Genomic DNA, 22,478 nt, shown 5'->3' with positions numbered 1-22,478 from the left:
AGAAAATGCGTACGATCAATTTTATGGGTGCGCGCAATATTGCGTTCGCCATTACGATGCTTCTAACCCTCGTTGCGCTGGGTAGCTGGTTTTACAAGGGCTTGAACTTCGGTCTGGACTTCACGGGCGGTACGCAGATCGAACTGAGTTACACGCAGCCTGCTGATCTTGGCAAGGTGCGTGATCAGTTGGCGGTAGCCGGGTATGGCGATGCGGTGGTGCAGAGCTTTGGTGCAACTACCGATGTGGTGGTGCGCATGCAAGGTGATGACCCGAATCTGGGTAATCTGGTAGCTGCAGCGCTGCAGGGCACTGGTGATAAGGTCACGATCAAGAAGGTAGAGTTTGTTGGCCCGCAGGTCGGTGAGGAGCTGCGCGATCAGGGTGGTCTGGGCATGCTCCTGGCCTTGGGCGGGATCATGCTGTACCTGGCCTTCCGCTTTCAGTGGAAGTTTGCCCTGGGGGCTATCGTGTCGCTGGTCCACGACGTAGTCGTGACACTGGGGATTCTGTCTTTCTTCCAGATCACCTTTGACTTAACGGTTTTGGCGGCGTTGCTGGCAATCATCGGTTACTCGCTCAACGACACCATTGTTGTGTTCGACCGTGTGCGTGAGAACTTCCGGGTGCTGCGCAAAACCAGCCTGATCGACAACATCAACATCTCCACCACGCAGACACTGCTGCGCACTATGGCCACGTCGATTTCGACGTTGCTGGCGATTGCGGCACTGCTGATTTTTGCTGGTGACAACCTTTATGGTTTCTCCGTTGCTCTCTTCGTGGGTGTGCTGGCGGGTACCTATTCCTCAATCTACATCGCCAACGTTGTGCTGATTTGGCTCAACCTGAGCGTGGATGATCTGATCCCGCCGGTTGTGGAAAATGAGGTTGATGAGCGCCCATAATTCTGTGCGCTTTATCGCAAATGGTTGAATGAGCCGGGCAGGTGTTGAACTTGCCCGGTTTTTTTATGCTCCAAGGCTGGGAGTTAGGCGCGTTAAGCGCTAAGCAGCGGTTTCAAGGAGGCCTGTATGAACAAGTCAATGTTGGTGGGTGCTGTGTTGGGGGCGGTGGGTGTGACGGCGGGCGGAGCGGTGGCCACTTACAGTCTCGTCAGTGCGCCTGAATATGCCGAAGTGCTGGCCGTTAAACCGGTCAAGGAAACCATCAAAACCCCGCGGGAAGTCTGCAAGGATGTGGCGGTCACTCGTCAGGCACCGGTCAAGGACGAGCACCAGATAGCCGGTACGGCGATTGGTGCTGTGGTGGGCGGCCTGCTCGGCAACCAGGTAGGCGGCGGTAACGGCAAGAAACTGGCGACTGTTGCGGGTGCGGTGGGTGGCGGCTATGCCGGCAACAAGGCGCAGGAGCACTTGCAGAGCCGTGATACTTACACGACGACTGAAACCCGTTGCAGCACGGTTACCGATACCAGTGAGAAGTTGGTGGGTTACGACGTTAAGTACGAGTTGGATGGCAAGGTGAGCCAGGTGCGAATGGCCAGTGATCCGGGCCGGCAGATCCCGGTCAAAGATGGTCAGTTGGTGCTGGTTGATCAGTCCAACTGATCGAAGCATGTTTAGCAGGTACAAAAAAAGCGCCCCGCGGGGCGCTTTTTTATTGCGGCTTAATCAGCGCTTCAAGGAAGCTGACAAGTGCGGCTGAATGGCTGTCAGGACAGCCTTGAAGCACTTGGTGTTGCCGGCAACGATCTGGCCTTTCTCCAAGAATTCGTGGCCGCCGCTGAAGTCGCTGATCAGGCCGCCTGCTTCCTGAATCAGCAGTGCGCCTGCTGCCATATCCCACTCGGACAGGCCGAACTCCCAGAAGGCATCGAAGCGGCCGGCAGCCACGTAGGCCAGGTCAAGGCTGGCGGCACCCGCGCGGCGTACGCCGGCGGTTTGCCCAACCAAGCTGCGGAACATGCCGATGTAGTTTTCCAGGTTTTCCATCTGGCTGTCGCGGAACGGGAAGCCGGTGCCGAGCAGGGCGCCTTCCAGGCTCTTGCGATTGCCGACGCGCAGGCGGCGGCCGTTGAGGGCTGCACCACGGCCACGGCTAGCGGTGAATTCTTCCTGGCGGACCGGGTCGATGATCACAGCGTGTTCAAGGCGACCGCGGTATTTACACGCAATGCTGACGGCGTAATGCGGAATACCGCGGATAAAGTTAGTGGTGCCATCCAGTGGATCGATAATCCACAGGTAGTCGGCGCCGTCGCCACTGCCTTCGCTTAGGCCGCTTTCCTCGCCGAGGATGCCGTGGTTCGGGAATGCTTTGCGCAGGGCCTGAATGATCAGCTGCTCAGCGGAGCGATCAATTTCAGTGACATAGTCCTTGGCTTCTTTCTCGTCGACCGAGATGACGTCCAAGCGTTCGGTCGAGCGGAAGATCATTTCGCCGGCGCTACGGGCTGCGCGCAGCGCGATATTCAGCATGGGCTGCATGGATGTTCACCTGGGTCGTTAAAGAAAGCCGGCCATTCTAGCAGAAAAGCCTGGCGGTTGAAGTGCAACCTGCGTCTTGCGTGGCGCAAGGCAGGTGGCTTCTGTAAGATTTGCCCCTCAAAGCCTTGTCTGTGAGCGTTTGCGTTGCTGGAAAATATTCGCGTTGTGTTGGTCGGTACCAGTCACCCGGGCAATATCGGTGGGGCGGCACGGGCCATGAAAAACATGGGGTTGTCGCAGTTGGTACTGGTTGATCCGCGGGATTTTCCGAGCGAAGACGCGGTGGCCAGGGCCTCCGGCGCTACAGATATTCTCGATGCGGCGCAGGTTGTGGCCACGCTTGAGGAGGCGCTTGTCGGTTGTCGCCTGGTAATGGGTACCAGTGCGCGGGATCGGCATATTCCCTGGCCGATGCTGGAGCCGCGTGAGTGTGGTGGTGTTGCGTGCGAGCAGGCGCAGCAAGGTGCGCAAGTTGCCTTGGTGTTTGGGCGCGAGTATGCCGGCCTGACCAATGAGGAGCTGCAGCGCTGTCACTATCATGTGCACATTCCCTCCGATCCGGCGTTCAGCTCGTTGAATCTGGCGGCGGCGGTCCAGGTGCTGGCGTACGAAGTGCGTATGGCCTGGCTGGCAACTGAGGGGCGGCCGGCCAGGCAGTCTGCGGTCGTCGATCCGGATGAAGAGCCGGTTGCTGTGGATGAGCTGGAATCGTTTTATCGTCACCTGGAGCAGGCGCTGGTTGAGATTAGGTTTCTTGATCCTGCCAAGCCGCGACATCTGATGAGTCGCCTGCGTCGCTTGTACGGGCGTAGCGCAGTGAGCAGGCTGGAAATGAATATCTTGCGCGGTATCTTGACTGAAACCATCAAGGCGGCGCGTGGCGAGCACCCTAAGCAGGAGAAGGCAGATGTTTGAGCGCATGCAAGAGGATATCCAAAGCGTATTTCATCGCGACCCGGCGGCGCGTAATGCCTTTGAGGTTGTCACTTGCTATCCGGGGTTGCATGCAGTCTGGTTGCATCGCGTAGCGCACGCGCTGTGGAGTAGTGGCTGGAAGTGGCTGGCGCGCGTGGTGTCGAACTTCGGTCGCTGGATGACTGGTATCGAAATTCATCCGGGCGCGAAGATCGGTCGGCGCTTCTTTATTGATCACGGCATGGGCATCGTCATCGGTGAGACCGCCGAAATCGGCAACGACGTCACCCTTTACCAGGGTGTGACCCTTGGCGGCACCAGTTGGAACAAAGGCAAGCGTCACCCGACGCTGGAAGATGGTGTGGTGGTTGGTGCTGGTGCCAAGGTGCTGGGGCCTTTCACGGTCGGCGCGGGCGCGAAGATTGGCTCCAATGCTGTGGTGACTAAAGCGGTGCCGGCGGGCGCTACGGCAGTCGGCATTCCTGGGCGTATCATCGTCAAAACCGACGATGAGCAGGAGGCCAAGCGTCAGGCTATTGCCGAGAAGCTGGGTTTCGATGCCTACGGCGTAAGTCAGGACATGCCGGACCCGGTGGCGCGCGCCATTGGTCAGCTGCTTGATCACCTGCATGCGGTGGATGGGCGTCTGGAAGGCATGTGCGGCGCTCTCAAGTCTTTGGGCAGTGACTACTGCGCCAAGGATTTGCCGCAGCTGCGTGACGAGGACTTCGCTGGTGTGGTCAAGGACGCTGACAAGCCCGCGGCGTGATGGTGTGGTGAGGCGCATTTTGCTATGATACGCGCCCTCCATTCTGGCTAATCCCGACTAAAGTACTAGGTCTTATAGTTGACTTAAATGCTCGGGAATTGCATACTCGCGGCATATTGCGATCACGCGGTAATCCCTTATGCGACTCACCACCAAAGGCCGTTACGCTGTCACCGCCATGCTTGATTTGGCGTTGCACGCTCAGCGTGGGCCGGTATCCTTGGCTGATATCTCCGAGCGGCAGGGTATTTCCCTTTCCTACCTGGAGCAGCTATTTGCCAAGTTGCGTCGTGGCAATCTGGTGTCCAGCGTGCGTGGGCCTGGCGGCGGTTACCAGTTGTCGCGCGATATGCAGGGTATTCAGGTGGCTGAGGTGATTGACGCAGTCAATGAGTCGGTTGATGCCACGCGCTGCCAAGGGCAGGGCGACTGCCACGCAGGTGATACCTGTCTGACCCACCATTTGTGGTGTGACCTCAGCCAGCAGATACACGAATTTCTGAGTGGCATCAGTCTGGCTGACTTGGTGACCCGCCGTGAAGTGCAGGAAGTTGCCCAGCGCCAGGATCAGCGCCGCTGCAATGGCAGGACGCCGTACCTGGATAAGATCGAAACGTCCGCCGTCGATTGAGCGCAAAGCGCTGGCTAGCTCGCCTGATACCTGATTAGGAGAAAGTTATGAAATTGCCGATTTACCTCGATTATTCCGCCACTACGCCGGTTGATCCGCGTGTAGCGCAAAAAATGAGCGATTGCCTGTTGGTCGACGGTAACTTCGGCAATCCGGCGTCGCGCTCCCACGTATTTGGCTGGAAGGCTGAAGAGGCCGTGGAGAATGCTCGCCGCCAAGTGGCTGAGCTGGTCAATGCCGACCCGCGTGAGATTGTCTGGACCTCGGGTGCCACCGAGTCCAACAACCTGGCGATCAAGGGCATTGCCGATTTCTACAAGAGCAAAGGTAAGCACCTGATTACCTCGAAAATCGAACATAAAGCCGTGCTGGACACTATGCGCCAGCTTGAGCGTGAAGGCTTCGAGGTGACCTACATTGAGCCTGGTGAAGATGGTCTGATTACCCCGGCCATGATTGAAGCGGTGCTGCGTGAGGACACTATCCTGGTGTCGGTCATGCACGTGAATAACGAAATCGGCACCATCAACGACATCGCGGCGATTGGCGAGCTGACCCGCTCGCGCGGCGTGTTTCTGCATGTTGATGCGGCTCAGTCCACCGGCAAGGTGGCGATTGATCTGGAGTCGCTCAAGGTCGATCTGATGTCGTTCTCCGCGCATAAGACGTATGGCCCGAAAGGTGTCGGTGCACTGTTTGTACGTCGTAAGCCACGTGTGCGTCTGGAAGCGCAGACCCATGGCGGCGGTCACGAGCGTGGTATGCGCTCCGGCACCCTGGCGACTCACCAGTGTGTCGGTATGGGTGAGGCGTTCCGTATTGCCAAAGAAGAAATGACCCAGGAAAACCAGCGCATCCAGGCCCTGCGTGATCGTTTCTTCAAACAGGTCGATGGTCTTGAAGAGCTGTACATCAATGGCAGCATGACCGCCCGCATACCGCACAATCTCAACCTCAGCTTCAACTATGTTGAGGGCGAGTCGCTGATCATGGCGCTCAAGGATCTGGCGGTTTCGTCTGGTTCCGCCTGCACCTCGGCTTCTCTGGAACCGTCCTACGTGTTGCGCGCCCTGGGCCGCAATGACGAGCTGGCGCACAGCTCCATTCGCTTTACCTTCGGCCGCTTCACCACTGATGAAGAAGTCGATTACGCCGCGCAGAAAGTTTGCGAGGCGGTGACCAAGCTGCGCGAATTGTCGCCGCTGTGGGATATGTACAAAGACGGTGTCGACATCTCCAAGATCGAGTGGGCGGCGCACTAAGTAGTCGCCGAGCAAGAGCGACTCTCTGATGAGGAAGGAATACCAGCATGGCTTACAGTGAAAAGGTCATTGACCACTACGAGAACCCGCGCAACGTCGGCAAGATGGACGCGGAAGACCCAGACGTCGGCACTGGTATGGTCGGCGCGCCGGCTTGCGGTGACGTGATGCGTCTGCAAATCAAGGTCAACGAGCAGGGCGTAATTGAAGACGCCAAGTTCAAGACCTACGGTTGCGGTTCGGCAATTGCCTCCAGCTCCCTCGCTACTGAGTGGATGAAGGGCAAGACCCTAGACGAAGCTGAAACTATCAAGAACACCCAGCTGGCCGAGGAATTGGCTCTGCCACCGGTGAAAATCCACTGCTCGGTACTCGCCGAAGACGCCATCAAGGCTGCTGTGCGCGATTACAAGCAGAAGAAAGGCTTGCTCTAAGGAGGTTTGTCGATGGCTATCAGCATGACCGAAGCAGCCGCTCAGCACGTGCGTCGCTCTCTTGAGGGGCGCGGCAAGGGCGAAGGTATTCGCCTGGGTGTACGCACCACGGGCTGTTCCGGCTTGGCCTATGTGCTGGAGTTTGTCGATGAGGCCGCCAGCGAAGATCAGGTGTTCGAGAACCATGGCGTCAAGGTGATCATCGATCCCAAGAGCCTGGTTTACCTCGACGGTACTGAGCTTGATTTCGTCAAAGAGGGGTTGAACGAAGGTTTCAAGTTCAACAACCCAAACGTGCGCGGCGAATGTGGCTGCGGCGAAAGCTTCAATATCTGAGGCGCGTGTGGGCAGTCCTTGTCACTTTGCTTTATTCGACCTGCAGCCAGGTTTTCGGCTGGATCAGGAGCTGCTTGCCGCGCGTTACCGTGAGATGGCACGGCAGATTCATCCGGATCGCTTTGCTGACGCTTCCGAGCGTGAGCAGCGCTTAGCCCTCGAGCAATCTGCCAGTCTCAACGAGGCTTACAGTACGCTCAAGAGTGCGTCGCAGCGCGCTCGCTATTTGCTGGCACTGCGCGGGCCCGAGCTACCGCTGGAAGTGACGGTGCAGGATCCGGATTTCCTGCTGCAGCAAATGCAGCTGCGCGAAGAGCTGGAAGATCTGCACGACAGTGCCGACCTGGCCGGGGTGGCGCAGTTCAAGCGGCGTCTGAAAGTGGCTCAGGACGAGCTCAACGAAAGTTTTGCCGTTTGTTGGGATGATGCTTCGCGTCGCGAAGAGGCCGAGCGCCTGATGCGTCGCATGCAGTTTCTCGACAAGCTTTCTCACGAGGTCCGCCAGCTGGAAGAGCGCCTCGACGATTAACGCTGGCGCGCCTATTGCGGCGCGCCTGATATCTAAGCACTGATTAATCATGGCCTTACTGCAGATCGCTGAGCCCGGACAAAGCCCCCAGCCACACCAGCGCCGTCTGGCCGTGGGGATTGATTTGGGTACCACCAATTCGCTGGTCGCCGCCGTTCGTAGCGGCCTTTCCGAGCCGCTGGCCGATGCCGCTGGGCAGGTCATTCTGCCGTCTGCAGTGCGTTATCACGCTGATCGGGTCGAGGTAGGCGAGGTCGCCAAGGCGGCCGCATCGGCTGATCCGTTGAATACTGTGCTGTCGGTCAAGCGCTTGATGGGGCGTGGCCTGGCGGACGTCAAACAGCTCGGCGATCAGCTGCCGTACCGCTTTGTCGGTGGCGAATCGCATATGCCGTTTATCGAAACCGTGCAGGGGCCGAAAAGCCCGGTTGAAGTCTCGGCGGATATTCTCAAGGTGCTGCGTCAGCGCGCTGAAGCGACTCTGGGTGGTGAGCTGGTGGGTGCGGTCATCACCGTGCCAGCCTATTTTGATGACTCCCAGCGCCAGGCCACTAAGGATGCTGCGCGTCTGGCCGGGCTGAATGTGCTGCGTCTGCTCAACGAGCCGACCGCCGCCGCCGTGGCCTATGGCCTGGATCAGCATGCCGAGGGTGTGGTCGCCATCTATGATCTGGGCGGCGGCACCTTCGATATTTCCGTATTGCGCCTGACCGGTGGTGTGTTTGAAGTGCTCGCTACCGGCGGTGATAGTGCGCTGGGCGGCGATGACTTCGATCACGCGATTGCTGGCTGGATTGTGCAGCAGGCGGGTATTTCCTCTGATCTTGATCCCGCGCAGCAGCGCCTATTGCTGGAAGCTGCGTGTGCCGCCAAAGAAGCCCTGACCGACAGTCCTTCGGTAACCCTCAGTTATGCCGGCTGGGCAGGGCTGTTGAGTCGTGAGCAGTTCGATGCGCTGATCGAGCCCATGCTGGCTCGCAGCCTAAAGGCCTGCCGCCGCGCGGTGCGTGATGCCGGCATTGAGTTGGATGAGGTTGAAGCCGTGGTTATGGTTGGCGGCTCCACCCGAGTGCCGCGCGTGCGTCAGGCCGTCGCCGAGTTGTTCGCCCGTGAGCCGCTGACCGACATCGATCCTGATCAGGTGGTGGCCATTGGTGCCGCTATCCAGGCTGATGCTCTGGCAGGCAACAAGCGCGGCGATGGCGAAGAGTTGCTGTTGCTGGATGTGATTCCGCTGTCGCTCGGCCTGGAAACCATGGGCGGGTTGATGGAAAAGGTGATTCCGCGCAATACCACCATTCCCGTGGCGCGCGCCCAGGACTTCACTACCTATAAAGATGGTCAGACGGCCATGATGGTGCATGTGCTGCAGGGTGAGCGTGAGCTGATCAGCGATTGCCGCTCCTTGGCACGCTTCGAATTGCGCGGTATTCCGCCGATGGTCGCCGGTGCGGCGAAGATTCGCGTGACCTTCCAGGTTGACGCCGATGGCCTGCTCAGCGTTGCTGCGCGTGAGCTGGCTTCGGGCGTTGAGGCGAGTATCCAGGTCAAGCCATCTTATGGGCTGACCGATGGCGAAATTGCCCGCATGCTGCAGGATTCCTTCAAAAATGCCGGCGACGACAAAGTTGCCCGCGTACTGCGTGAGCAGCAGGTCGACGCCCAGCGTCTGCTGGAGGCGGTTGAGGCAGCGTTGCTGGCCGATGGTGAGCGTCTGCTGGATGCCGATGAGCGTATGGCCATCGATGCGCAGATCGAGCTATTGCGCGATTTGATGGCCGGCACGGATGGCTTGGCGATTGAGCAGCAAACCAAACGATTGACCCAGGTGACCGATGCTTTTGCTGCGCGTCGCCTGGATGCCACGGTCAAGGCTGCGCTGGCCGGCCGTAGTCTTGATGAGATTGAGGAATAAGCATGCCGCAGATCATTTTTCTGCCCCACGCGGTGCTGTGCCCGGAAGGGCTGGTGGTCGAGGTTGCGCCAGGTACGTCTGTGCTCGAAGTGGCGCATGAACACCATATCGAAATTGAAAGCGCTTGTGGCGGTGTCTGCGCCTGCACCACTTGCCACTGCATTATTCGTGAAGGCTTTGACTCGCTGGCCGAGGCCGATGAGCTCGAAGAGGACATGCTCGACAAGGCGTGGGGGCTTGAGGCGCAGTCGCGGCTGTCCTGTCAGGCGGTTGTCGGTGATGAAGATCTGACCGTTGAAATCCCCAAGTACTCGCTCAACCACGCTGCCGAAGCGCCGCACTGATTCAAGGAGCTGTTATGAGTCTGAAGTGGGTTGATGTTCTGGAAATCGCCATTCAGCTGGCGGAATCCAAACCTGAGGTAGACCCTCGCTACGTGAACTTTGTGGATCTGCATAAATGGATTCTGGCGTTGCCGGAGTTCAGTGACGACCCGCAGCGCGGCGGCGAGAAGGTGCTTGAAGCCGTTCAGGCAGCCTGGATCGACGAGGCGGATTAACTGGCCTGTTGGCCTGGCCTACGCATTTAACCGGAAGCCGCGTATAATTCGCGGGTTTAATTTTTCGCTTTAATCATTGTTTCTGGAGTTTCACATGGCTGTTCAACGCACTTTCTCCATCATCAAGCCGGATGCCGTTGCTAAAAACGTTGTTGGCGAGATCACCACTCGTTTCGAAAAAGCCGGCCTGCGCGTCGTTGCTTCGAAAATGGTTCAACTGTCCGAGCGTGAAGCTGCTGGCTTCTACGCTGAGCACAGCGAGCGCGGTTTCTTCAAAGACTTGGTTGCTTTCATGACCTCCGGTCCGGTTATCGTTCAGGTTCTGGAAGGCGAAAACGCTGTTCTGGCTAACCGCGAACTGATGGGCGCTACCAACCCTAAAGAAGCAGCTGCCGGCACTATCCGTGCTGATTTCGCTGTTTCCATCGACGAAAACGCTGTTCACGGTTCCGACTCGGAAGCCTCCGCTGCCCGCGAAATCGCTTACTTCTTCGCTGCCACCGAAGTTTGCGCACGTATTCGCTAAGCGAATCGGGTGAGGGTGAAGCCATGACTGAAGCTACCGGTAAAATCAATCTGCTGGGTCTGACCCAGGCAGAGATGGAACAATTCTTCGAAAGCATCGGGGAAAAGCGTTTCCGTGCCGGGCAGATGATGAAATGGATTCACCACTTTGGTATCGATGATTTTGATGCCATGAGTAACGTCAGCAAGGTCTTGCGCGAAAAGCTCAAGGCCTGCGGTGAAATCCGCGGCCCGGAAGTGGTCAGCGAAGATATTTCCACTGATGGCACGCGCAAGTGGGTTGTGCGGGTGGCGTCAGGCAGTTGCGTAGAAACCGTGTATATCCCCCAGGGCACGCGTGGCACCTTGTGTGTGTCGTCGCAGGCCGGCTGTGCGCTGGATTGCAGTTTCTGCTCAACCGGTAAGCAAGGTTTCAACAGTGATCTGAGTGCCGCCGAAGTGATCGGTCAGGTGTGGATCGCCAACAAGTCGTTCGGCAGCGTGCCGGCGAAGATCGACCGTGCCATCACCAACGTAGTGATGATGGGTATGGGCGAGCCGCTGCTGAACTTCGACAATGTCGTCGCCGCCATGAAAATCATGATGGACGACCTCGGCTATGGCATTTCCAAGCGCAAGGTGACGCTGTCCACCTCGGGTGTGGTGCCGATGATCGACAAGCTTGGTGAAGTGATTGATGTGTCACTGGCGCTGTCACTGCATGCGCCGAACGATGCTCTGCGCAACCAGTTGGTGCCAATTAACAAGAAGTACCCGCTGGAAATGCTGCTGGCGGCGTGCAAGCGTTATGTCTCGCGCCTTGGCGAGAAACGCGTGCTTACAATCGAGTACACCCTGCTCAAGGATGTGAACGATAAGACCGAGCACGCTGAGGAAATGATCGCACTTCTCAAAGATGTGCCTTGCAAGATCAACCTGATTCCGTTTAATCCCTTCCCCCACTCCGGGTACGAGCGGCCTAGCAACAATGCCATTCGCCGTTTCCAGGACCTGCTGCATAAAGCCGGTCACAATGTCACCGTGCGCACCACGCGAGGCGAGGACATTGATGCGGCCTGTGGTCAGTTGGTCGGCCAGGTCATGGATCGTACCCGCCGTAGTGAGCGCTATATTGCTGTGCGTGAATTGAGTAGCGAGGCCGAAACGCCGAGTTCCGCCGTCAATCGAACCTGAGGGGAGGATACCCATGACCTTGCGTCCCGCGTTATTGCTGTTGGCCGCCAGTCTGTTAGCCGGTTGCGTTACAACCGGTAATGTCGATCCGATGAAAACTGCCAAAGGTCGCGATGAAGCTCGCGATGCATATACACAGCTAGGCATGGGGTACCTGCAGCAAGGTTCAACTGAGAATGCCAAAGTACCGCTAAGAAAAGCACTTGAAATAGATCCCTCAAGTGCAGATGCGCACGCTGCACTAGCGTTGGTATTCCAGATAGAGATGGAGCCTAAGCTAGCGGACGAACATTACCGTAAGGCCATTGCTCAGCGGAGCGACGATGCAAGGTTACTGAATAATTACGGTAGCTTTCTATTTGAGCAGGGGCGTTATAGAGAGGCCTATGAGCGTTATTTACAGGCATCTCAAGATACGCTTTATCCTGAGCGATCACGCGTGTTTATGAACCTTGGGCTGACCGCATTGCAGTTGAAGCAGCGTGAACAAGCTGCAGCTTATTTTGAGCGATCTCTCAGGCTGAACAGCCGTCAACCTCGTGCTCTCATAGAGATGGCGCAAATGTCATATGAGGATAAGCAGTATGTGCCTGCTCGAGGGTATTACGAGAGCTACATTGCGCTTAGCCAGCATGATGCCCGTAGTCTTCTACTTGGCACTCGGTTAGCGAGGGTTTTTGATGACCGCAATGCGGCCGCGAGCCTCGGTTTGCAGTTGAAACGACTTTATCCGGGCACGCCGGAATATCAGCAATACCTGTCGGAGCAATGATGAAAGCGGCGCATCCAGAAGTGCTAGCAGTTCCCCGTATCAACCCGGGTGAGACTTTGCGCAAGGCTCGTGAGGGGCGTGGTTGGACTATTGCCGAAGTTGCAGCGCAGCTTAATTTGACCCCTCAGCGTTTGAGTCAGGTCGAGCAAGGTGCTTTCGATAAGCTCCCCGGGCATACCTTTGCGCGTGGTTATGTCAGGGCCTACGCCAAGTTACTGGACATTGATCAGAATCGTCTGGTGCTGGAGTTTGACCAATTCACTGGCAGCGATGCGGCGGGTAGCAGTGTTCACAGCTTGGGCCGTATCGAGGAGCCCGTGAGCTACTCGCAACGTATCTTGCGGATGGTCAGCTTTGTCCTCTTGCTGGCGCTAGCCGGTTTGAGCTTCTTCTGGTGGCAAGAGCAGGCTGAGCGTCGTGCCGCAGACTTGGCGTCAACCAGCCTTGAGCATGTTGAGGTGGATGGTGCTGATGGCACCACGCAGATCCATCCGTTGGATGAGCCGGAAGATCAAGCGGTAGAGGCCGCCCAGCTGGATGCAGGCGTGACGTTACCCCCACTTCCTGAGGGTGCTGCAGAGCTGTTCAGTTCAACCGGGGGCGAAGCTGCGGCCGTGGTCGCCCCTCAAGTTGAGCAGCCACAAACCCTTACCGATATAGCAGGTGTTCCTGCAGTGCCTGCTGCGTCTGCTCAGGTACCGCCGGTAGTTGCTGACGCCCTGCCCGAAGTATCTTCTGCCCCTGCCCCTGCCCCTGCCCCTTTATCTGTGCAGGCCGCTGCCGGTGAGGCAGTGGTCAGCCTGACCTTTATTGCCGATTGCTGGACGCAGCTGACAGATGCTAACGGCAAGGTGCTTTTCAGCGCCCTCAAGCGCAAAGGCGATAGCTTAGAGTTGGCCGGTAAGGCACCACTGGAGCTGCGACTGGGCTTCGCTCGAGGTGCTCAGGTGAGCCTGAATGGCAGCCCAGTTGATGTGGCCCCGTTTATCTCCGGTGAAACCGCGCGTCTGAAGTTGGGTGGGCAGTAACATGCATTGCGAATCACCGATCAAGCGCCGTATTTCACGCAAAATCTGGGTTGGCTCAGTGCCGGTGGGTGGTGATGCGCCCATCGCCGTGCAGAGCATGACCAACAGCGACACGAATGATGTAGCAGCCACCGTGGCGCAGATTCGTCGCCTCGAAGATGCAGGCGCGGATATCGTGCGTGTCTCAGTGCCGGACATGGATGCAGCCGAAGCCTTCGGCAAGATTAAACAGCAGGTGCGTGTGCCGCTGGTGGCCGATATTCACTTCGACTATCAGATTGCCTTGCGCGTAGCCGAGCTTGGCGTCGATTGCCTGCGTATCAACCCAGGTAATATTGGTCGCGAAGACCGTGTGCGCGCAGTGGTCGAGGCGGCGCGCGATAAAGGCATTCCGATTCGCATCGGGGTCAATGCCGGGTCCTTGGAAAAGGACCTGCAAAAGAAATATGGCGAACCCACACCCGCGGCGTTGGTTGAGTCGGCCCTGCGTCATGTTGAGCATTTGGATCGTCTGAATTTTCCCGACTTCAAGGTCAGCGTAAAGGCCTCTGATGTGTTTATGGCCGTCGAAGCTTATCGCCTACTGGCCAAGCAGATTGAGCAACCGTTGCACCTGGGTATCACCGAAGCCGGTGGCCTGCGCTCTGGCACGGTCAAGTCGGCGGTTGGTCTTGGCATGCTGCTGGCTGAGGGCATCGGCGATACCATTCGTATCTCCCTGGCCGCTGATCCGGTGGAAGAGATCAAGGTCGGCTACGACATCCTCAAATCCCTGCGTCTGCGTTCCCGTGGCATCAACTTCATCGCCTGCCCAAGCTGCTCACGGCAGAACTTCGACGTGGTGAAAACCATGAACGAGCTGGAGCAGCGCGTTGAAGATCTGTTGGTACCGCTGGATGTGGCGGTCATCGGCTGTGTCGTCAACGGCCCAGGCGAAGCCAAGGAAGCCCATATCGGCCTGACCGGTGGTTCGCCCAACCTGATCTATATCGATGGCAAGCCGGCGCACAAGCTGGGTAATGACAACCTGGTTGATGAGCTGGAAAAGCTGATCCGCCAGAAAGCAGCCGATAAGGTTGCTGCTGACGCCGCGGTCATCGTGCGCAGCTAAGACTGCTAAGGAATTGAAGTGAGCAAGCCCCTGCAAGCCATTCGTGGCATGAACGATATCCTGCCCGAGCAGACTCCGCTTTGGCGTTATTTTGAAGGTACCGTCGCCAGTCTGTTGGACGGTTACGGCTATCGGCAAATTCGTATGCCGATCGTCGAGTTCACTGAGTTGTTCAAACGTTCTATTGGTGAAGTCACCGATATCGTTGAAAAAGAGATGTACACCTTCGACGACCGCAACGGCGACTCCCTGACGCTGCGTCCGGAAGGTACTGCTGCCTGTGTCCGCGCGGTGCTTGAGCATGGCCTGTCCGGCGGTGGCCAGACGCAGAAACTCTGGTACATCGGCCCGATGTTTCGTCACGAACGTCCGCAGAAAGGCCGTTACCGCCAGTTTCACCAGATTGGTGTAGAAGTCTTCAACATCAACGGCCCGGATATCGACGCCGAGTTGATCGTGCTGACTTGGCGCCTGTGGGGCCTGCTGGGTATCCGCGATGCGGTGAAGCTTGAACTCAACAGCCTGGGCACCAGCGCCGCGCGTGCCGTTTACCGTGATGCATTGGTCGAGTTCCTGACGGCTCATGCCGATCAGCTGGACGAAGACAGCCGTCGCCGTATGAACACCAATCCGCTGCGCGTGCTCGACAGCAAGGCCCCGGAAACGCAGGCGCTGTTGGTCAATGCGCCGAAGCTGGCGGATTACCTAGACGAAGAGTCGCGCGTGCATTTCGAGGGGCTTAAAGCCCGTCTGGATGCGGCCGGTGTGCCTTACGTGATCAATCCCAAGCTGGTGCGTGGCCTGGATTACTACAGCAAGACCGTGTTCGAGTGGGTGACTGATCAGCTCGGTTCCCAGGGCACAGTGTGCGCGGGCGGCCGTTACGATGGCCTGGTTGAGCAGATGGGTGGCAAACCGACTCCAGGCGTGGGTTTTGCCATGGGCATCGAACGTTTGGTGCTGTTGCTCGAAACTCTAGGTAAAGTACCGACTGAAATCGCCCGTACGGTCGACGTTTACCTGTGTGCCTTTGGCGAGCCTGCTGAACTTGCGGCGCTGGCCTTGAGCGAGCGACTGCGTGACCAGCTGCCAAACCTGCGTCTGCAGGTGAATGCCGGGGCGGGTAGCTTCAAGAGTCAGTTCAAGAAAGCCGACAAGAGTGGCGCCTTGTACGCCTTGATCTTGGGTGAAGACGAATTGGCCCAGCAAGTGGTAGGTTGCAAACCGCTGCGCGGTCAGGGCGAGCAACAAAGTATTGCGTGGTCGGCATTGGCCGACCATTTGGCGACCAGCGCCGATCAGGCCTGAGCGCCTGTTGAGTGATTTAGCGAATAGGAGTGTTGGGGTGGTTTCGCGTACTGATGATGAAGAACTGGCGGTAATCAAGGACTGGTGGCAGCGCAATGGCATGCCATTGCTGACCGGTGTTGCGCTGGCGTTGGTGGTGGTGTTCGGCTGGCAGGGCTGGCAGAAATACCAGGCTAATCAGTCCCAGGGCGCCTCGCTGGTGTATCAGCAGTTGCTCGAAGCTGCACTGGACCCGAGCGGCAAGCCCGATGCGAGCAAAGTTGCTGAGTTGGCTAACACGCTGAAAAAAGATTTTGCCGGTACCCATTACGCGCAGTACGGCAGACTATTTGTGGCCAAGGTTGCAGTTGAGGCCGGCAAACTGGACGACGCTGCTAGCGAGTTGCAGGCCATTGTCGACAAACCGGCCGATGACAGTCTGGCTGAGCTGGCCCGTCAGCGCCTGGCGCGCGTACTGGCTGCGCAGGACAAAGTTGAAGATGCCCTGAAACTGCTGGATGCCAAGGTTTCGCCGGCGTTTGTCGCCAGCCGTGAAGAACTCAAAGGTGACCTGCTGGTGCAACTCGGCCGTGCCGATGACGCGCATGCCGCCTACGAAAAAGCCAAGGCAGCGCTCTCTGAAGATGCCGCTGTCGGTGGTCTGCAAATGAAGCTGGATGATCTGGCAAAAGGGGATGCGTGACGTGATGCGCTGGAAGAATGCCGCACTGCTGGCCCTGGCCGTTCTGGCCGTAGGTTGCAGCAGCAATAGCAAGAAGGAACTGCCACCGGCCGATCTGCCCAAGTTTGAGGAAGAGGTTAGCCTGCAGAAAGAATGGAGTCGTTCGATTGGCGACGGCCAGGGCGAGTCCTTCAACATGCTGGTACCGGCGATTGATGGTGAGCAGATTTATGCCGCCGATGTCGAAGGCTTGGTTGTAGCCATGGACCGCATGACCGGCAAGGTCATCTGGAAAGCCGACCTGGAGCTCCCGGTGTCCGGCGCAGTCGGTGCAGGCTATGGCCTGGTTGTGGTTGGTACGCTCAAGGGCGAGATCATCGCCCTCGACACTGCCAGCGGTGAAGAGAAATGGCGCGCTCGTGTAACCAGTGAAGTGTTGGCTCCGCCTGCGCTGAACGGCGACGTGGTGTTGGTACAGACCCAGGATGATCGTCTGATCGCCCTGGACATGAACTCCGGTGAGCAGCGTTGGATCTTTGAAAACACTCCGGCAGTGCTGACCCTGCGTGGTACTGGCAGCCCAGTGCTGACCAACCGTCTGGCGATTGCTGGTCTGTCCACCGGTAAGGTGATTGCGCTGGATGCTCAGCGTGGTATTCCTGTTTGGGAGCAGCGTGTGGCTGTGCCGCAGGGCCGTTCCGAACTGGATCGCGTAGTCGATATCGACGGTGGTCTGCTGCTCTCGGCCGGCACCCTTTACGCCGTCAGCTACCAGGGCCGCGTTGCCGCGCTGGATCTGGAAAGCGGTCGTATCCTCTGGCAGCGTGAAGCGTCCAGTTCAGTCGGTGTTGCTCAGGGTTACGGCAGTGTTTACGTAAGCCTGGCCAGCGGCACCGTTGAAGGTATCGACGAGCGTTCGGCTTCGGCACTTTGGAGCAATGATGCCCTGGCTCGTCGCCAGTTGTCGGCTCCAGAAGTGTTCTCCAGCTATATCGCGTTCGGTGACCTAGAAGGTTATCTGCATCTGGTCAGCCAGGTGGACGGTCGTTTTGTCGGCCGTACACGTATCGACAGCGACGGCCTGCGTGCCCGTCCGCTGGTCGTGGGTGATTGGCTGTATGCCTACGGCAACGGCGGCAATCTGGTGGCCCTGACCATCAAGTGATCGCCCGCTGACGCGTTGGCGATGCTGCACAGCACCCTGGGTTGTGCAGCATCGCCAGCGTAATGAATTCCGGCCGCTGCCCCTGCAGCGGCTTTTGTATTTTCTGAAATAACGAAGTGGAGAGCCTAATGGTTCCCGTAATTGCCCTGGTGGGCCGCCCGAACGTCGGCAAGTCCACCCTGTTTAACCGCTTGACCAAGTCCCGTGACGCGATTGTCGGCGACCTGTCTGGTCTGACCCGTGATCGCCAGTACGGCGAGGCCAAGTGGCAGGGGCGAACCTATATCGTCATCGACACCGGTGGTATTTCCGGTGACGAGGAAGGTATTGACGCGAAGATGGCCGAGCAGTCGCTGCAAGCCATCGAAGAAGCGGATGCCGTGCTGTTTCTGGTGGATGCCCGCGCCGGGTTGTCCGCTTCCGATCAGATGATTGGTGAGCACTTGCGTCGCCGTAACAAGCGCAGCTTCCTGGTCATCAACAAGGTCGACAACATCGACGCCGACCTGGCCCGCGCCGAGTTTTCCAGCATGGGTATGGGCGAGTCCCTGGCGATTGCCGGTGCTCACGGTCGCGGTATCACTCAGATGCTCGAAGCCGTGCTGGGCACCTTCCCCAAGGATGCCACCGAGCCGGAAGAGGGTGAGGAAGAGGAAATTGTTCTCGAAGGTCAGGAAGCCAAGCGCATACCCGGCCCAAGTGAGAAGGATGGCATCAAGCTGGCCATCATCGGGCGGCCTAACGTCGGCAAGTCGACTCTGGTTAACCGCATGCTCGGTGAAGAGCGGGTTATTGTTTATGACCAGGCCGGTACCACCCGCGACAGCATCTATATCCCGTTCGAGCGTGATGACGAGAAGTACACCCTGATCGATACCGCTGGCGTGCGTCGCCGCGGCAAGATCTTCGAGGCGGTGGAAAAGTTCTCGGTGGTTAAGACCCTGCAGGCGATTCAGGACTCCAACGTCGTGGTGTTCGTCATGGATGCACGCGAAGGCGTGGTCGACCATGACCTCAACCTGCTTGGTTTCGTGTTGGACAGCGGCCGTGCGTTGGTCATAGCCCTGAACAAATGGGACGGCATGGAGCCGAGCGAGCGCGATTACGTGAAAGTCGAGCTGCAACGCCGGCTGTTCTTCGTCGACTTTGCCGATATCCACTTTATCTCGGCGCTGCATGGCACCGGCGTGGGTAATCTGTACAAGTCGGTGCAGGCCTCGTTCAAGTCGGCGATCACCCGCTGGCCGACCAACCGTCTGACCACGATTCTTGAAGACGCCGTCAGCGATCACGCGCCGCCTATGGTCAACAATCGCCGCATCAAGTTGCGCTATGCCCACCTTGGTGGTGCCAACCCGCCGCTGATCGTGATCCACGGCAACCAGGTCGAGGCGGTACCCAAGTCCTATATCCGCTACCTGGAAAACACCTACCGCCGCGTGCTTAAGCTGGTCGGCACGCCGATCCGTATCGAGTTCAAGGGCGGCGATAACCCCTATGAGGGTAACAAGAACACCCTCACGGATCGTCAGGTGAACAAGAAGCGCCGCCTGATGAGCCACCACAAGAAGGCTGAGAAGAAGCGCAAAGACAAGCGCTAAGCTTGGATTTAAACGCTCTATAAAGGCACCTGCGGGTGCCTTTTGCGTCTCTGGGGGATCGGCTATCCTGCCGCATCACTCGCGCTCAAGCTCGGCGCTTGGCCCAGGAATATTGCCTCGATGATTATCAGCAAACTGCCGAATGTCGGCACCACCATCTTTACCCGCATGTCGCAGCTCGCCGTGGAAACCGGCGCGCTCAATCTGTCCCAGGGCTTCCCGGATTTCGATGGGCCGCAGGCCCTGCGTGATGCGGTGGGCCGACATATTGCTGCTGGGCATAACCAGTACGCGCCGATGACGGGCTTACCAGCGCTGCGCGAGCAGGTGGCGGCGAAGATTGCCCGCAGTTATGGCCGTATGTTCAGCGCCGATACTGAAGTCACCATAGTTCCCGGCGCAACCCAGGGCATCTTCTGCGCTATCCAGGCGTTGATTCAGCCGGGTGACGAAGTCATCGTCTTCGACCCCAGCTACGACAGCTACGAGCCCTCGGTCGAGCTGGCAGGTGGGCGCTGCGTGCATGTGCCGCTGGCCTTGCCGGGTTTCTCCATCGACTGGCAACGCCTGCAGGATGCGCTTAGCGACAAGACTCGCCTGATTATCCTCAACAGCCCGCACAACCCTAGCGGCGCGCTGATTTCACGGGCTGAGTTGGACCAGCTGGCGGGCCTGATCCGCGAGCGCGATATCTACCTGATCAGCGACGAGGTTTACGAGCATCTGGTGTTCGATGGTATCCAGCACGCTAGCGTTCTGGGCCATGACGAGCTGTATCAGCGCGCCTTTGTGGTCAGCTCGTTCGGCAAAACCTATCACGTCACCGGCTGGAAAACCGGCTATGTCGTGGCGCCGCCAGCCTTGAGCGCCGAGCTGCGCAAGGTTCACCAATACGTCAGCTTCTGCGGTGTTACACCGCTGCAGTGGGCGTTGGCCGACTATATGGCCGAGCATCCCGAGCACGTCGAAGAGTTGCCTGCGTTCTATCAGGCCAAGCGCGATCTGTTCTGCGACCTGCTCGCCGGCTCGCGCTTTACCTTCACCCGCGCCGCCGGTACCTATTTCCAGTTGGTCGATTACTCGGCGATTCGCAGTGATCTGGATGATGTGGCCATGGCCGAATGGCTGACCCGCGAACATGGCGTGGCGGCGATTCCGGTGTCGGTTTTCTATCAGAGCCCACCTGCGGATTTGCGTCTGGTGCGTTTCTGCTTCGCTAAGCGTGAAGAAACCCTGCGCCAGGCGGCGTATAAATTATGCGCGATCTAAGCCTGTTGCCTGACCTCGAACTGGCGCTGATCCAGACCACCCTGGCCTGGCAGGACCCTGCGGCCAATCGCGCGAATTTTGCATCCCTGCTGGAGCAGGCACGCGGTGCCGATCTGATCGTTCTGCCGGAGATGTTCAGTACCGGCTTTTCCATGGACTCCGCCGCCCTGGCTGAGCCCGAGGATGGCCCCACCAGCCAGTGGCTGCGCGAGCAGGCTCAGGCGCTGCAGGCCGTGATCACCGGCAGTCTGATTATCCAGACTGCCGATGGCTCGTACCGTAACCGCCTGCTCTGGGCGCGCCTGGATGGCTCTGTAGCGCACTACGACAAGCGTCATCTGTTTCGCATGGCCGGTGAGCACAAGCACTACAGCGCCGGCACTGAGCAGGTGCTGCTAAAGGTCAACGGCTGGCAGGTGCGCCCGCTGATCTGCTACGACCTGCGTTTCCCGGTGTGGAGCCGCGATCCACAGACCACCGACCTGCTGCTCTACACCGCTAACTGGCCAGCCGCACGGCGCCACCACTGGAACCGCCTGTTGCCGGCGCGGGCTATCGAGAACCTGTGCTATATCGCGGCGGTAAACCGCATTGGCGAGGACGGCAAGGGCCATGCCTACAGCGGCGACAGCCAGGTGCTGGATTTTCAGGGCGAGGCGCTGCTGGAGCCGGGCGCGGCGGATGGCGTTTTCCGGGTAACCCTCAAGGCTGCCGAGTTGGCCGCTTACCGTGAGCGTTTTCCGGCCTATCGCGATGCGGATGCTTTTGATCTGGCGGACTGATGGGGCGACCGTTACTGCTTTAGGTAGTGGTCGTAGATCGCCTGGTAGCGCCCGCTGGCCTTGAGTTGGGCGAGGCCGGCGTTGAAATCATCGCGGATCTGCGGGTCGCGAAATACTGGTCGGTAGTTCTGCGGGTCTTCCTCGACAAACTGGTGCATGGCAATGCTCTTAGCTTTGAACAGAGTGGTACGTTCGAGCAGTAGTTCGAAATAGCGATAGATGCTGCGATCACTCAGTACCAGATCGTAACGGCCCTTGTTCAGACCAAGTACCTGTAGCTCCTGATTATTCTGCTCGAAGTACAGGCCATCTTTCTGGCTGGCGGCCAACCATTCGGGGTAGCGCTGGGCGGCGCCCTGAAAGGCCACGATGCTGAGGCCCTTGATGTCCTCGGGCTTCTGGATGTCGAAGCGCCGGCCTTTCAGGCTGACAAACACGTTGTAGTAGATCACCGCTGGGTTGCCGTAGTGGCCACCTACAGCGGCAAGGTCCTGACCCAGGTCAGTCATGGCCGCATCCACTTCACCTTTGCGAAACGCCAGTGGCACGCGGGCCAGAGGAAAGTAGCGGGGTTCGAGTGTGTGGCCGCGAAAGGCCAGGGCTTCGCCAATCACTTCCAGTTCGATACCGCTGTCGCTTTCCGGAAAACAGAAGGGCGGAATCTTTTCACCGAAGGCCATGACCACAGTGGCCGCGAGTCCATTTGCGCTGCAGGCGAGCAGCAGCGGCAGGCTGAGGGTGCACATCCAGTGTGTCAGTGAACGCATGGTCAGGTGCTCCTGCGATCCATGACGTCAGTGTAGTGATCGCCTGTTCGCTCGCCGTGCACTTGGTCTGAATTTCCAGGTTGATTTAGCCTGCTGCAGTGGGCTTCTGTTCGGCGGCGCTGGCTTCCAGGCGCAGTTTTTCACTGCGCAGATAATCGCGCAGCTGCTGCAGGTCGGCAAGTTTCTGCTCCACCTCAACCAGCTTACGGCTCACCAGCTCGGCGCCCTGGGCGCAGTCGAGCTGTTGCTCGCGCTGGGCTTTGAGGATTTCGCCGATCTCACCAAGGGAAAAGCCCATGCTCTGAGCCTGCTGGATAAAACCCAGGTCCTGTAGCGTCTGCAGGCTGTATTCGCGGTAGTTGTTATCGCGGCGCAAGGCGCTGATCAGCCCCAGGCTTTCGTAATAACGCAGGGTGTGGCGGCTGGCGCCGCTGCGTTTTTCCAGCTCGCCTATGCGCATGACAATCTCGCTTGACTGTAGAGTGTGCTCGACAGTTTAGCCTGCTTGGGTCATCA

Annotated in this window: 26 protein-coding genes; 23 read left to right on the top strand and 3 right to left on the bottom strand. The window is 58.4% G+C overall.

All coding sequences use genetic code 11. From position 1 onward, the window contains the following. The first annotated feature begins 5 nt into the window (after positions 1-5). Both secF and BLO50_RS03230 read left to right on the top strand, forming a co-directional pair. Positions 6-908, top strand: a complete 903-nt coding sequence (gene secF / locus BLO50_RS03235) for a protein translocase subunit SecF (protein WP_090248649.1) — start codon at positions 6-8, stop codon at positions 906-908. A 126-nt stretch (positions 909-1,034) separates the two neighbouring features. After that, complete coding sequence (locus BLO50_RS03230) at positions 1,035-1,571, top strand: glycine zipper 2TM domain-containing protein (protein ID WP_090248648.1); 537 nt, start codon at positions 1,035-1,037, stop codon at positions 1,569-1,571. 63 nt (positions 1,572-1,634) lie between these two features. Here the strand turns inward: BLO50_RS03230 and suhB are convergent, their stop codons facing one another. After that, the gene (gene suhB / locus BLO50_RS03225; RefSeq protein WP_090248646.1) at positions 1,635-2,450 is read right to left on the bottom strand and encodes a type III secretion system regulator SuhB; all 816 of its coding nucleotides are present in this window, start codon (positions 2,448-2,450) and stop codon (positions 1,635-1,637) included. A 144-nt stretch (positions 2,451-2,594) separates the two neighbouring features. Between suhB and trmJ the strand changes: the two genes are divergently transcribed. The 21 genes from trmJ to BLO50_RS03120 all read left to right on the top strand — a co-directional run bounded on the left by trmJ (position 2,595) and on the right by BLO50_RS03120 (position 21,195). Continuing rightward, positions 2,595-3,365: a tRNA (cytosine(32)/uridine(32)-2'-O)-methyltransferase TrmJ gene (gene trmJ / locus BLO50_RS03220; RefSeq protein ID WP_090248645.1), complete on the top strand. Its 771-nt coding sequence runs from the start codon at positions 2,595-2,597 to the stop codon at positions 3,363-3,365. Next, entirely contained in the window at positions 3,358-4,134 is a 777-nt protein-coding gene (gene cysE / locus BLO50_RS03215; protein ID WP_090248644.1) for a serine O-acetyltransferase, read from the top strand. The genes trmJ and cysE overlap by 8 nt, the downstream gene beginning before the upstream one ends. 139 nt (positions 4,135-4,273) lie before the next feature. Continuing rightward, positions 4,274-4,765, top strand: a complete 492-nt coding sequence (gene iscR / locus BLO50_RS03210) for a Fe-S cluster assembly transcriptional regulator IscR (RefSeq protein ID WP_090248642.1) — start codon at positions 4,274-4,276, stop codon at positions 4,763-4,765. 47 nt (positions 4,766-4,812) lie between these two features. Next, complete coding sequence (locus BLO50_RS03205) at positions 4,813-6,027, top strand: IscS subfamily cysteine desulfurase (RefSeq protein WP_090248641.1); 1,215 nt, start codon at positions 4,813-4,815, stop codon at positions 6,025-6,027. A 47-nt stretch (positions 6,028-6,074) separates the two neighbouring features. Beyond that, on the top strand, positions 6,075-6,461 hold the full coding sequence (gene iscU, locus BLO50_RS03200) for a Fe-S cluster assembly scaffold IscU (RefSeq protein ID WP_040261926.1): 387 nt from the start codon (positions 6,075-6,077) through the stop codon (positions 6,459-6,461). Between the two features lie 12 nt (positions 6,462-6,473). Continuing rightward, positions 6,474-6,797, top strand: a complete 324-nt coding sequence (gene iscA / locus BLO50_RS03195; RefSeq protein ID WP_090248639.1) for an iron-sulfur cluster assembly protein IscA — start codon at positions 6,474-6,476, stop codon at positions 6,795-6,797. A 7-nt stretch (positions 6,798-6,804) separates the two neighbouring features. Next, positions 6,805-7,326: a co-chaperone HscB gene (hscB, locus tag BLO50_RS03190; protein ID WP_090248637.1), complete on the top strand. Its 522-nt coding sequence runs from the start codon at positions 6,805-6,807 to the stop codon at positions 7,324-7,326. Between the two features lie 49 nt (positions 7,327-7,375). Continuing rightward, positions 7,376-9,241, top strand: coding sequence for a Fe-S protein assembly chaperone HscA (gene hscA, locus BLO50_RS03185; RefSeq protein WP_090248636.1), 1,866 nt, complete (start codon positions 7,376-7,378; stop codon positions 9,239-9,241). A gap of 2 nt (positions 9,242-9,243) precedes the next feature. Then, complete coding sequence (fdx, locus tag BLO50_RS03180; RefSeq protein WP_090248634.1) at positions 9,244-9,585, top strand: ISC system 2Fe-2S type ferredoxin; 342 nt, start codon at positions 9,244-9,246, stop codon at positions 9,583-9,585. 14 nt (positions 9,586-9,599) lie between these two features. Next, positions 9,600-9,800: a Fe-S cluster assembly protein IscX gene (gene iscX, locus BLO50_RS03175; RefSeq protein ID WP_090248633.1), complete on the top strand. Its 201-nt coding sequence runs from the start codon at positions 9,600-9,602 to the stop codon at positions 9,798-9,800. 94 nt (positions 9,801-9,894) lie between these two features. Continuing rightward, positions 9,895-10,326 (top strand): nucleoside-diphosphate kinase, encoded by a 432-nt coding sequence (gene ndk, locus BLO50_RS03170; protein ID WP_090248631.1) that lies wholly within the window; start codon positions 9,895-9,897, stop codon positions 10,324-10,326. A gap of 23 nt (positions 10,327-10,349) precedes the next feature. Next, positions 10,350-11,498: a dual-specificity RNA methyltransferase RlmN gene (gene rlmN, locus BLO50_RS03165; protein ID WP_090248629.1), complete on the top strand. Its 1,149-nt coding sequence runs from the start codon at positions 10,350-10,352 to the stop codon at positions 11,496-11,498. A gap of 13 nt (positions 11,499-11,511) precedes the next feature. Then, a complete protein-coding gene (pilW, locus tag BLO50_RS03160) occupies positions 11,512-12,270 on the top strand; it encodes a type IV pilus biogenesis/stability protein PilW (protein ID WP_090248628.1) in 759 nt (252 codons plus the stop codon). Beyond that, a complete protein-coding gene (locus tag BLO50_RS03155) occupies positions 12,270-13,298 on the top strand; it encodes a RodZ domain-containing protein (RefSeq protein ID WP_090248627.1) in 1,029 nt (342 codons plus the stop codon). Before pilW ends, BLO50_RS03155 begins: the two co-directional genes overlap by 1 nt. Position 13,299: 1 nt before the next feature. Continuing rightward, positions 13,300-14,409 (top strand): flavodoxin-dependent (E)-4-hydroxy-3-methylbut-2-enyl-diphosphate synthase, encoded by a 1,110-nt coding sequence (gene ispG / locus BLO50_RS03150; RefSeq protein WP_090248624.1) that lies wholly within the window; start codon positions 13,300-13,302, stop codon positions 14,407-14,409. Positions 14,410-14,427: 18 nt separating this feature from the next. After that, positions 14,428-15,717: a histidine--tRNA ligase gene (hisS, locus tag BLO50_RS03145; protein WP_090248623.1), complete on the top strand. Its 1,290-nt coding sequence runs from the start codon at positions 14,428-14,430 to the stop codon at positions 15,715-15,717. Positions 15,718-15,817: 100 nt separating this feature from the next. Then, positions 15,818-16,399: a tetratricopeptide repeat protein gene (locus tag BLO50_RS03140; RefSeq protein WP_244152860.1), complete on the top strand. Its 582-nt coding sequence runs from the start codon at positions 15,818-15,820 to the stop codon at positions 16,397-16,399. After that, positions 16,392-17,543 carry an outer membrane protein assembly factor BamB gene (gene bamB, locus BLO50_RS03135; RefSeq protein WP_090251189.1) on the top strand — a complete coding sequence of 384 codons (1,152 nt, stop codon included), beginning with the start codon at positions 16,392-16,394 and terminating at the stop codon, positions 17,541-17,543. Before BLO50_RS03140 ends, bamB begins: the two co-directional genes overlap by 8 nt. Positions 17,544-17,671: 128 nt before the next feature. Beyond that, complete coding sequence (der, locus tag BLO50_RS03130) at positions 17,672-19,144, top strand: ribosome biogenesis GTPase Der (protein WP_090248619.1); 1,473 nt, start codon at positions 17,672-17,674, stop codon at positions 19,142-19,144. A gap of 120 nt (positions 19,145-19,264) precedes the next feature. After that, complete coding sequence (locus tag BLO50_RS03125) at positions 19,265-20,413, top strand: pyridoxal phosphate-dependent aminotransferase (RefSeq protein WP_090248618.1); 1,149 nt, start codon at positions 19,265-19,267, stop codon at positions 20,411-20,413. Next, positions 20,401-21,195 (top strand): amidohydrolase, encoded by a 795-nt coding sequence (locus tag BLO50_RS03120; RefSeq protein ID WP_090248616.1) that lies wholly within the window; start codon positions 20,401-20,403, stop codon positions 21,193-21,195. The genes BLO50_RS03125 and BLO50_RS03120 overlap by 13 nt, the downstream gene beginning before the upstream one ends. Before the next feature lie 11 nt (positions 21,196-21,206). On the opposite strand, the gene BLO50_RS03115 is transcribed toward BLO50_RS03120, so the two are convergent. Further along, positions 21,207-21,962 carry a substrate-binding periplasmic protein gene (locus BLO50_RS03115; RefSeq protein WP_208597417.1) on the bottom strand — a complete coding sequence of 252 codons (756 nt, stop codon included), beginning with the start codon at positions 21,960-21,962 and terminating at the stop codon, positions 21,207-21,209. Between the two features lie 85 nt (positions 21,963-22,047). Continuing rightward, complete coding sequence (locus BLO50_RS03110) at positions 22,048-22,422, bottom strand: MerR family transcriptional regulator (protein WP_090248614.1); 375 nt, start codon at positions 22,420-22,422, stop codon at positions 22,048-22,050. Positions 22,423-22,478: the final 56 nt, after the last annotated feature.

The organism is Pseudomonas peli, from assembly GCF_900099645.1.
Taxonomy (GTDB): Bacteria; Pseudomonadota; Gammaproteobacteria; order Pseudomonadales; family Pseudomonadaceae; genus Aquipseudomonas; species Aquipseudomonas peli.
Note: the sequence above shows the minus strand (reverse complement) of the source record. Positions and strands in the feature narration are given on the sequence as shown.

What these genes read in the sequence shown, in the direction of transcription:
- BLO50_RS03120 (WP_090248616.1), top strand. Translation starts at nt 20,401, where the DNA reads ATGCGCGATCTAAGCCTGTTGCCTGACCTCGAACTGGCGCTGATCCAG.
- BLO50_RS03230 (WP_090248648.1), top strand. Translation starts at nt 1,035, where the DNA reads ATGAACAAGTCAATGTTGGTGGGTGCTGTGTTGGGGGCGGTGGGTGTG.
- ndk (WP_090248631.1), top strand. Translation starts at nt 9,895, where the DNA reads ATGGCTGTTCAACGCACTTTCTCCATCATCAAGCCGGATGCCGTTGCT.
- secF (WP_090248649.1), top strand. Translation starts at nt 6, where the DNA reads ATGCGTACGATCAATTTTATGGGTGCGCGCAATATTGCGTTCGCCATT.
- iscR (WP_090248642.1), top strand. Translation starts at nt 4,274, where the DNA reads ATGCGACTCACCACCAAAGGCCGTTACGCTGTCACCGCCATGCTTGAT.
- BLO50_RS03110 (WP_090248614.1), bottom strand. Translation starts at nt 22,422, where the DNA reads ATGCGCATAGGCGAGCTGGAAAAACGCAGCGGCGCCAGCCGCCACACC.
- bamB (WP_090251189.1), top strand. Translation starts at nt 16,392, where the DNA reads ATGCGTGACGTGATGCGCTGGAAGAATGCCGCACTGCTGGCCCTGGCC.
- iscU (WP_040261926.1), top strand. Translation starts at nt 6,075, where the DNA reads ATGGCTTACAGTGAAAAGGTCATTGACCACTACGAGAACCCGCGCAAC.
- iscX (WP_090248633.1), top strand. Translation starts at nt 9,600, where the DNA reads ATGAGTCTGAAGTGGGTTGATGTTCTGGAAATCGCCATTCAGCTGGCG.
- BLO50_RS03125 (WP_090248618.1), top strand. Translation starts at nt 19,265, where the DNA reads ATGATTATCAGCAAACTGCCGAATGTCGGCACCACCATCTTTACCCGC.
- suhB (WP_090248646.1), bottom strand. Translation starts at nt 2,450, where the DNA reads ATGCAGCCCATGCTGAATATCGCGCTGCGCGCAGCCCGTAGCGCCGGC.
- rlmN (WP_090248629.1), top strand. Translation starts at nt 10,350, where the DNA reads ATGACTGAAGCTACCGGTAAAATCAATCTGCTGGGTCTGACCCAGGCA.
- BLO50_RS03155 (WP_090248627.1), top strand. Translation starts at nt 12,270, where the DNA reads ATGAAAGCGGCGCATCCAGAAGTGCTAGCAGTTCCCCGTATCAACCCG.
- ispG (WP_090248624.1), top strand. Translation starts at nt 13,300, where the DNA reads ATGCATTGCGAATCACCGATCAAGCGCCGTATTTCACGCAAAATCTGG.
- fdx (WP_090248634.1), top strand. Translation starts at nt 9,244, where the DNA reads ATGCCGCAGATCATTTTTCTGCCCCACGCGGTGCTGTGCCCGGAAGGG.
- cysE (WP_090248644.1), top strand. Translation starts at nt 3,358, where the DNA reads ATGTTTGAGCGCATGCAAGAGGATATCCAAAGCGTATTTCATCGCGAC.
- hscA (WP_090248636.1), top strand. Translation starts at nt 7,376, where the DNA reads ATGGCCTTACTGCAGATCGCTGAGCCCGGACAAAGCCCCCAGCCACAC.
- BLO50_RS03140 (WP_244152860.1), top strand. Translation starts at nt 15,818, where the DNA reads ATGCCATTGCTGACCGGTGTTGCGCTGGCGTTGGTGGTGGTGTTCGGC.
- der (WP_090248619.1), top strand. Translation starts at nt 17,672, where the DNA reads ATGGTTCCCGTAATTGCCCTGGTGGGCCGCCCGAACGTCGGCAAGTCC.
- BLO50_RS03115 (WP_208597417.1), bottom strand. Translation starts at nt 21,962, where the DNA reads ATGCGTTCACTGACACACTGGATGTGCACCCTCAGCCTGCCGCTGCTG.
- BLO50_RS03205 (WP_090248641.1), top strand. Translation starts at nt 4,813, where the DNA reads ATGAAATTGCCGATTTACCTCGATTATTCCGCCACTACGCCGGTTGAT.
- pilW (WP_090248628.1), top strand. Translation starts at nt 11,512, where the DNA reads ATGACCTTGCGTCCCGCGTTATTGCTGTTGGCCGCCAGTCTGTTAGCC.
- iscA (WP_090248639.1), top strand. Translation starts at nt 6,474, where the DNA reads ATGGCTATCAGCATGACCGAAGCAGCCGCTCAGCACGTGCGTCGCTCT.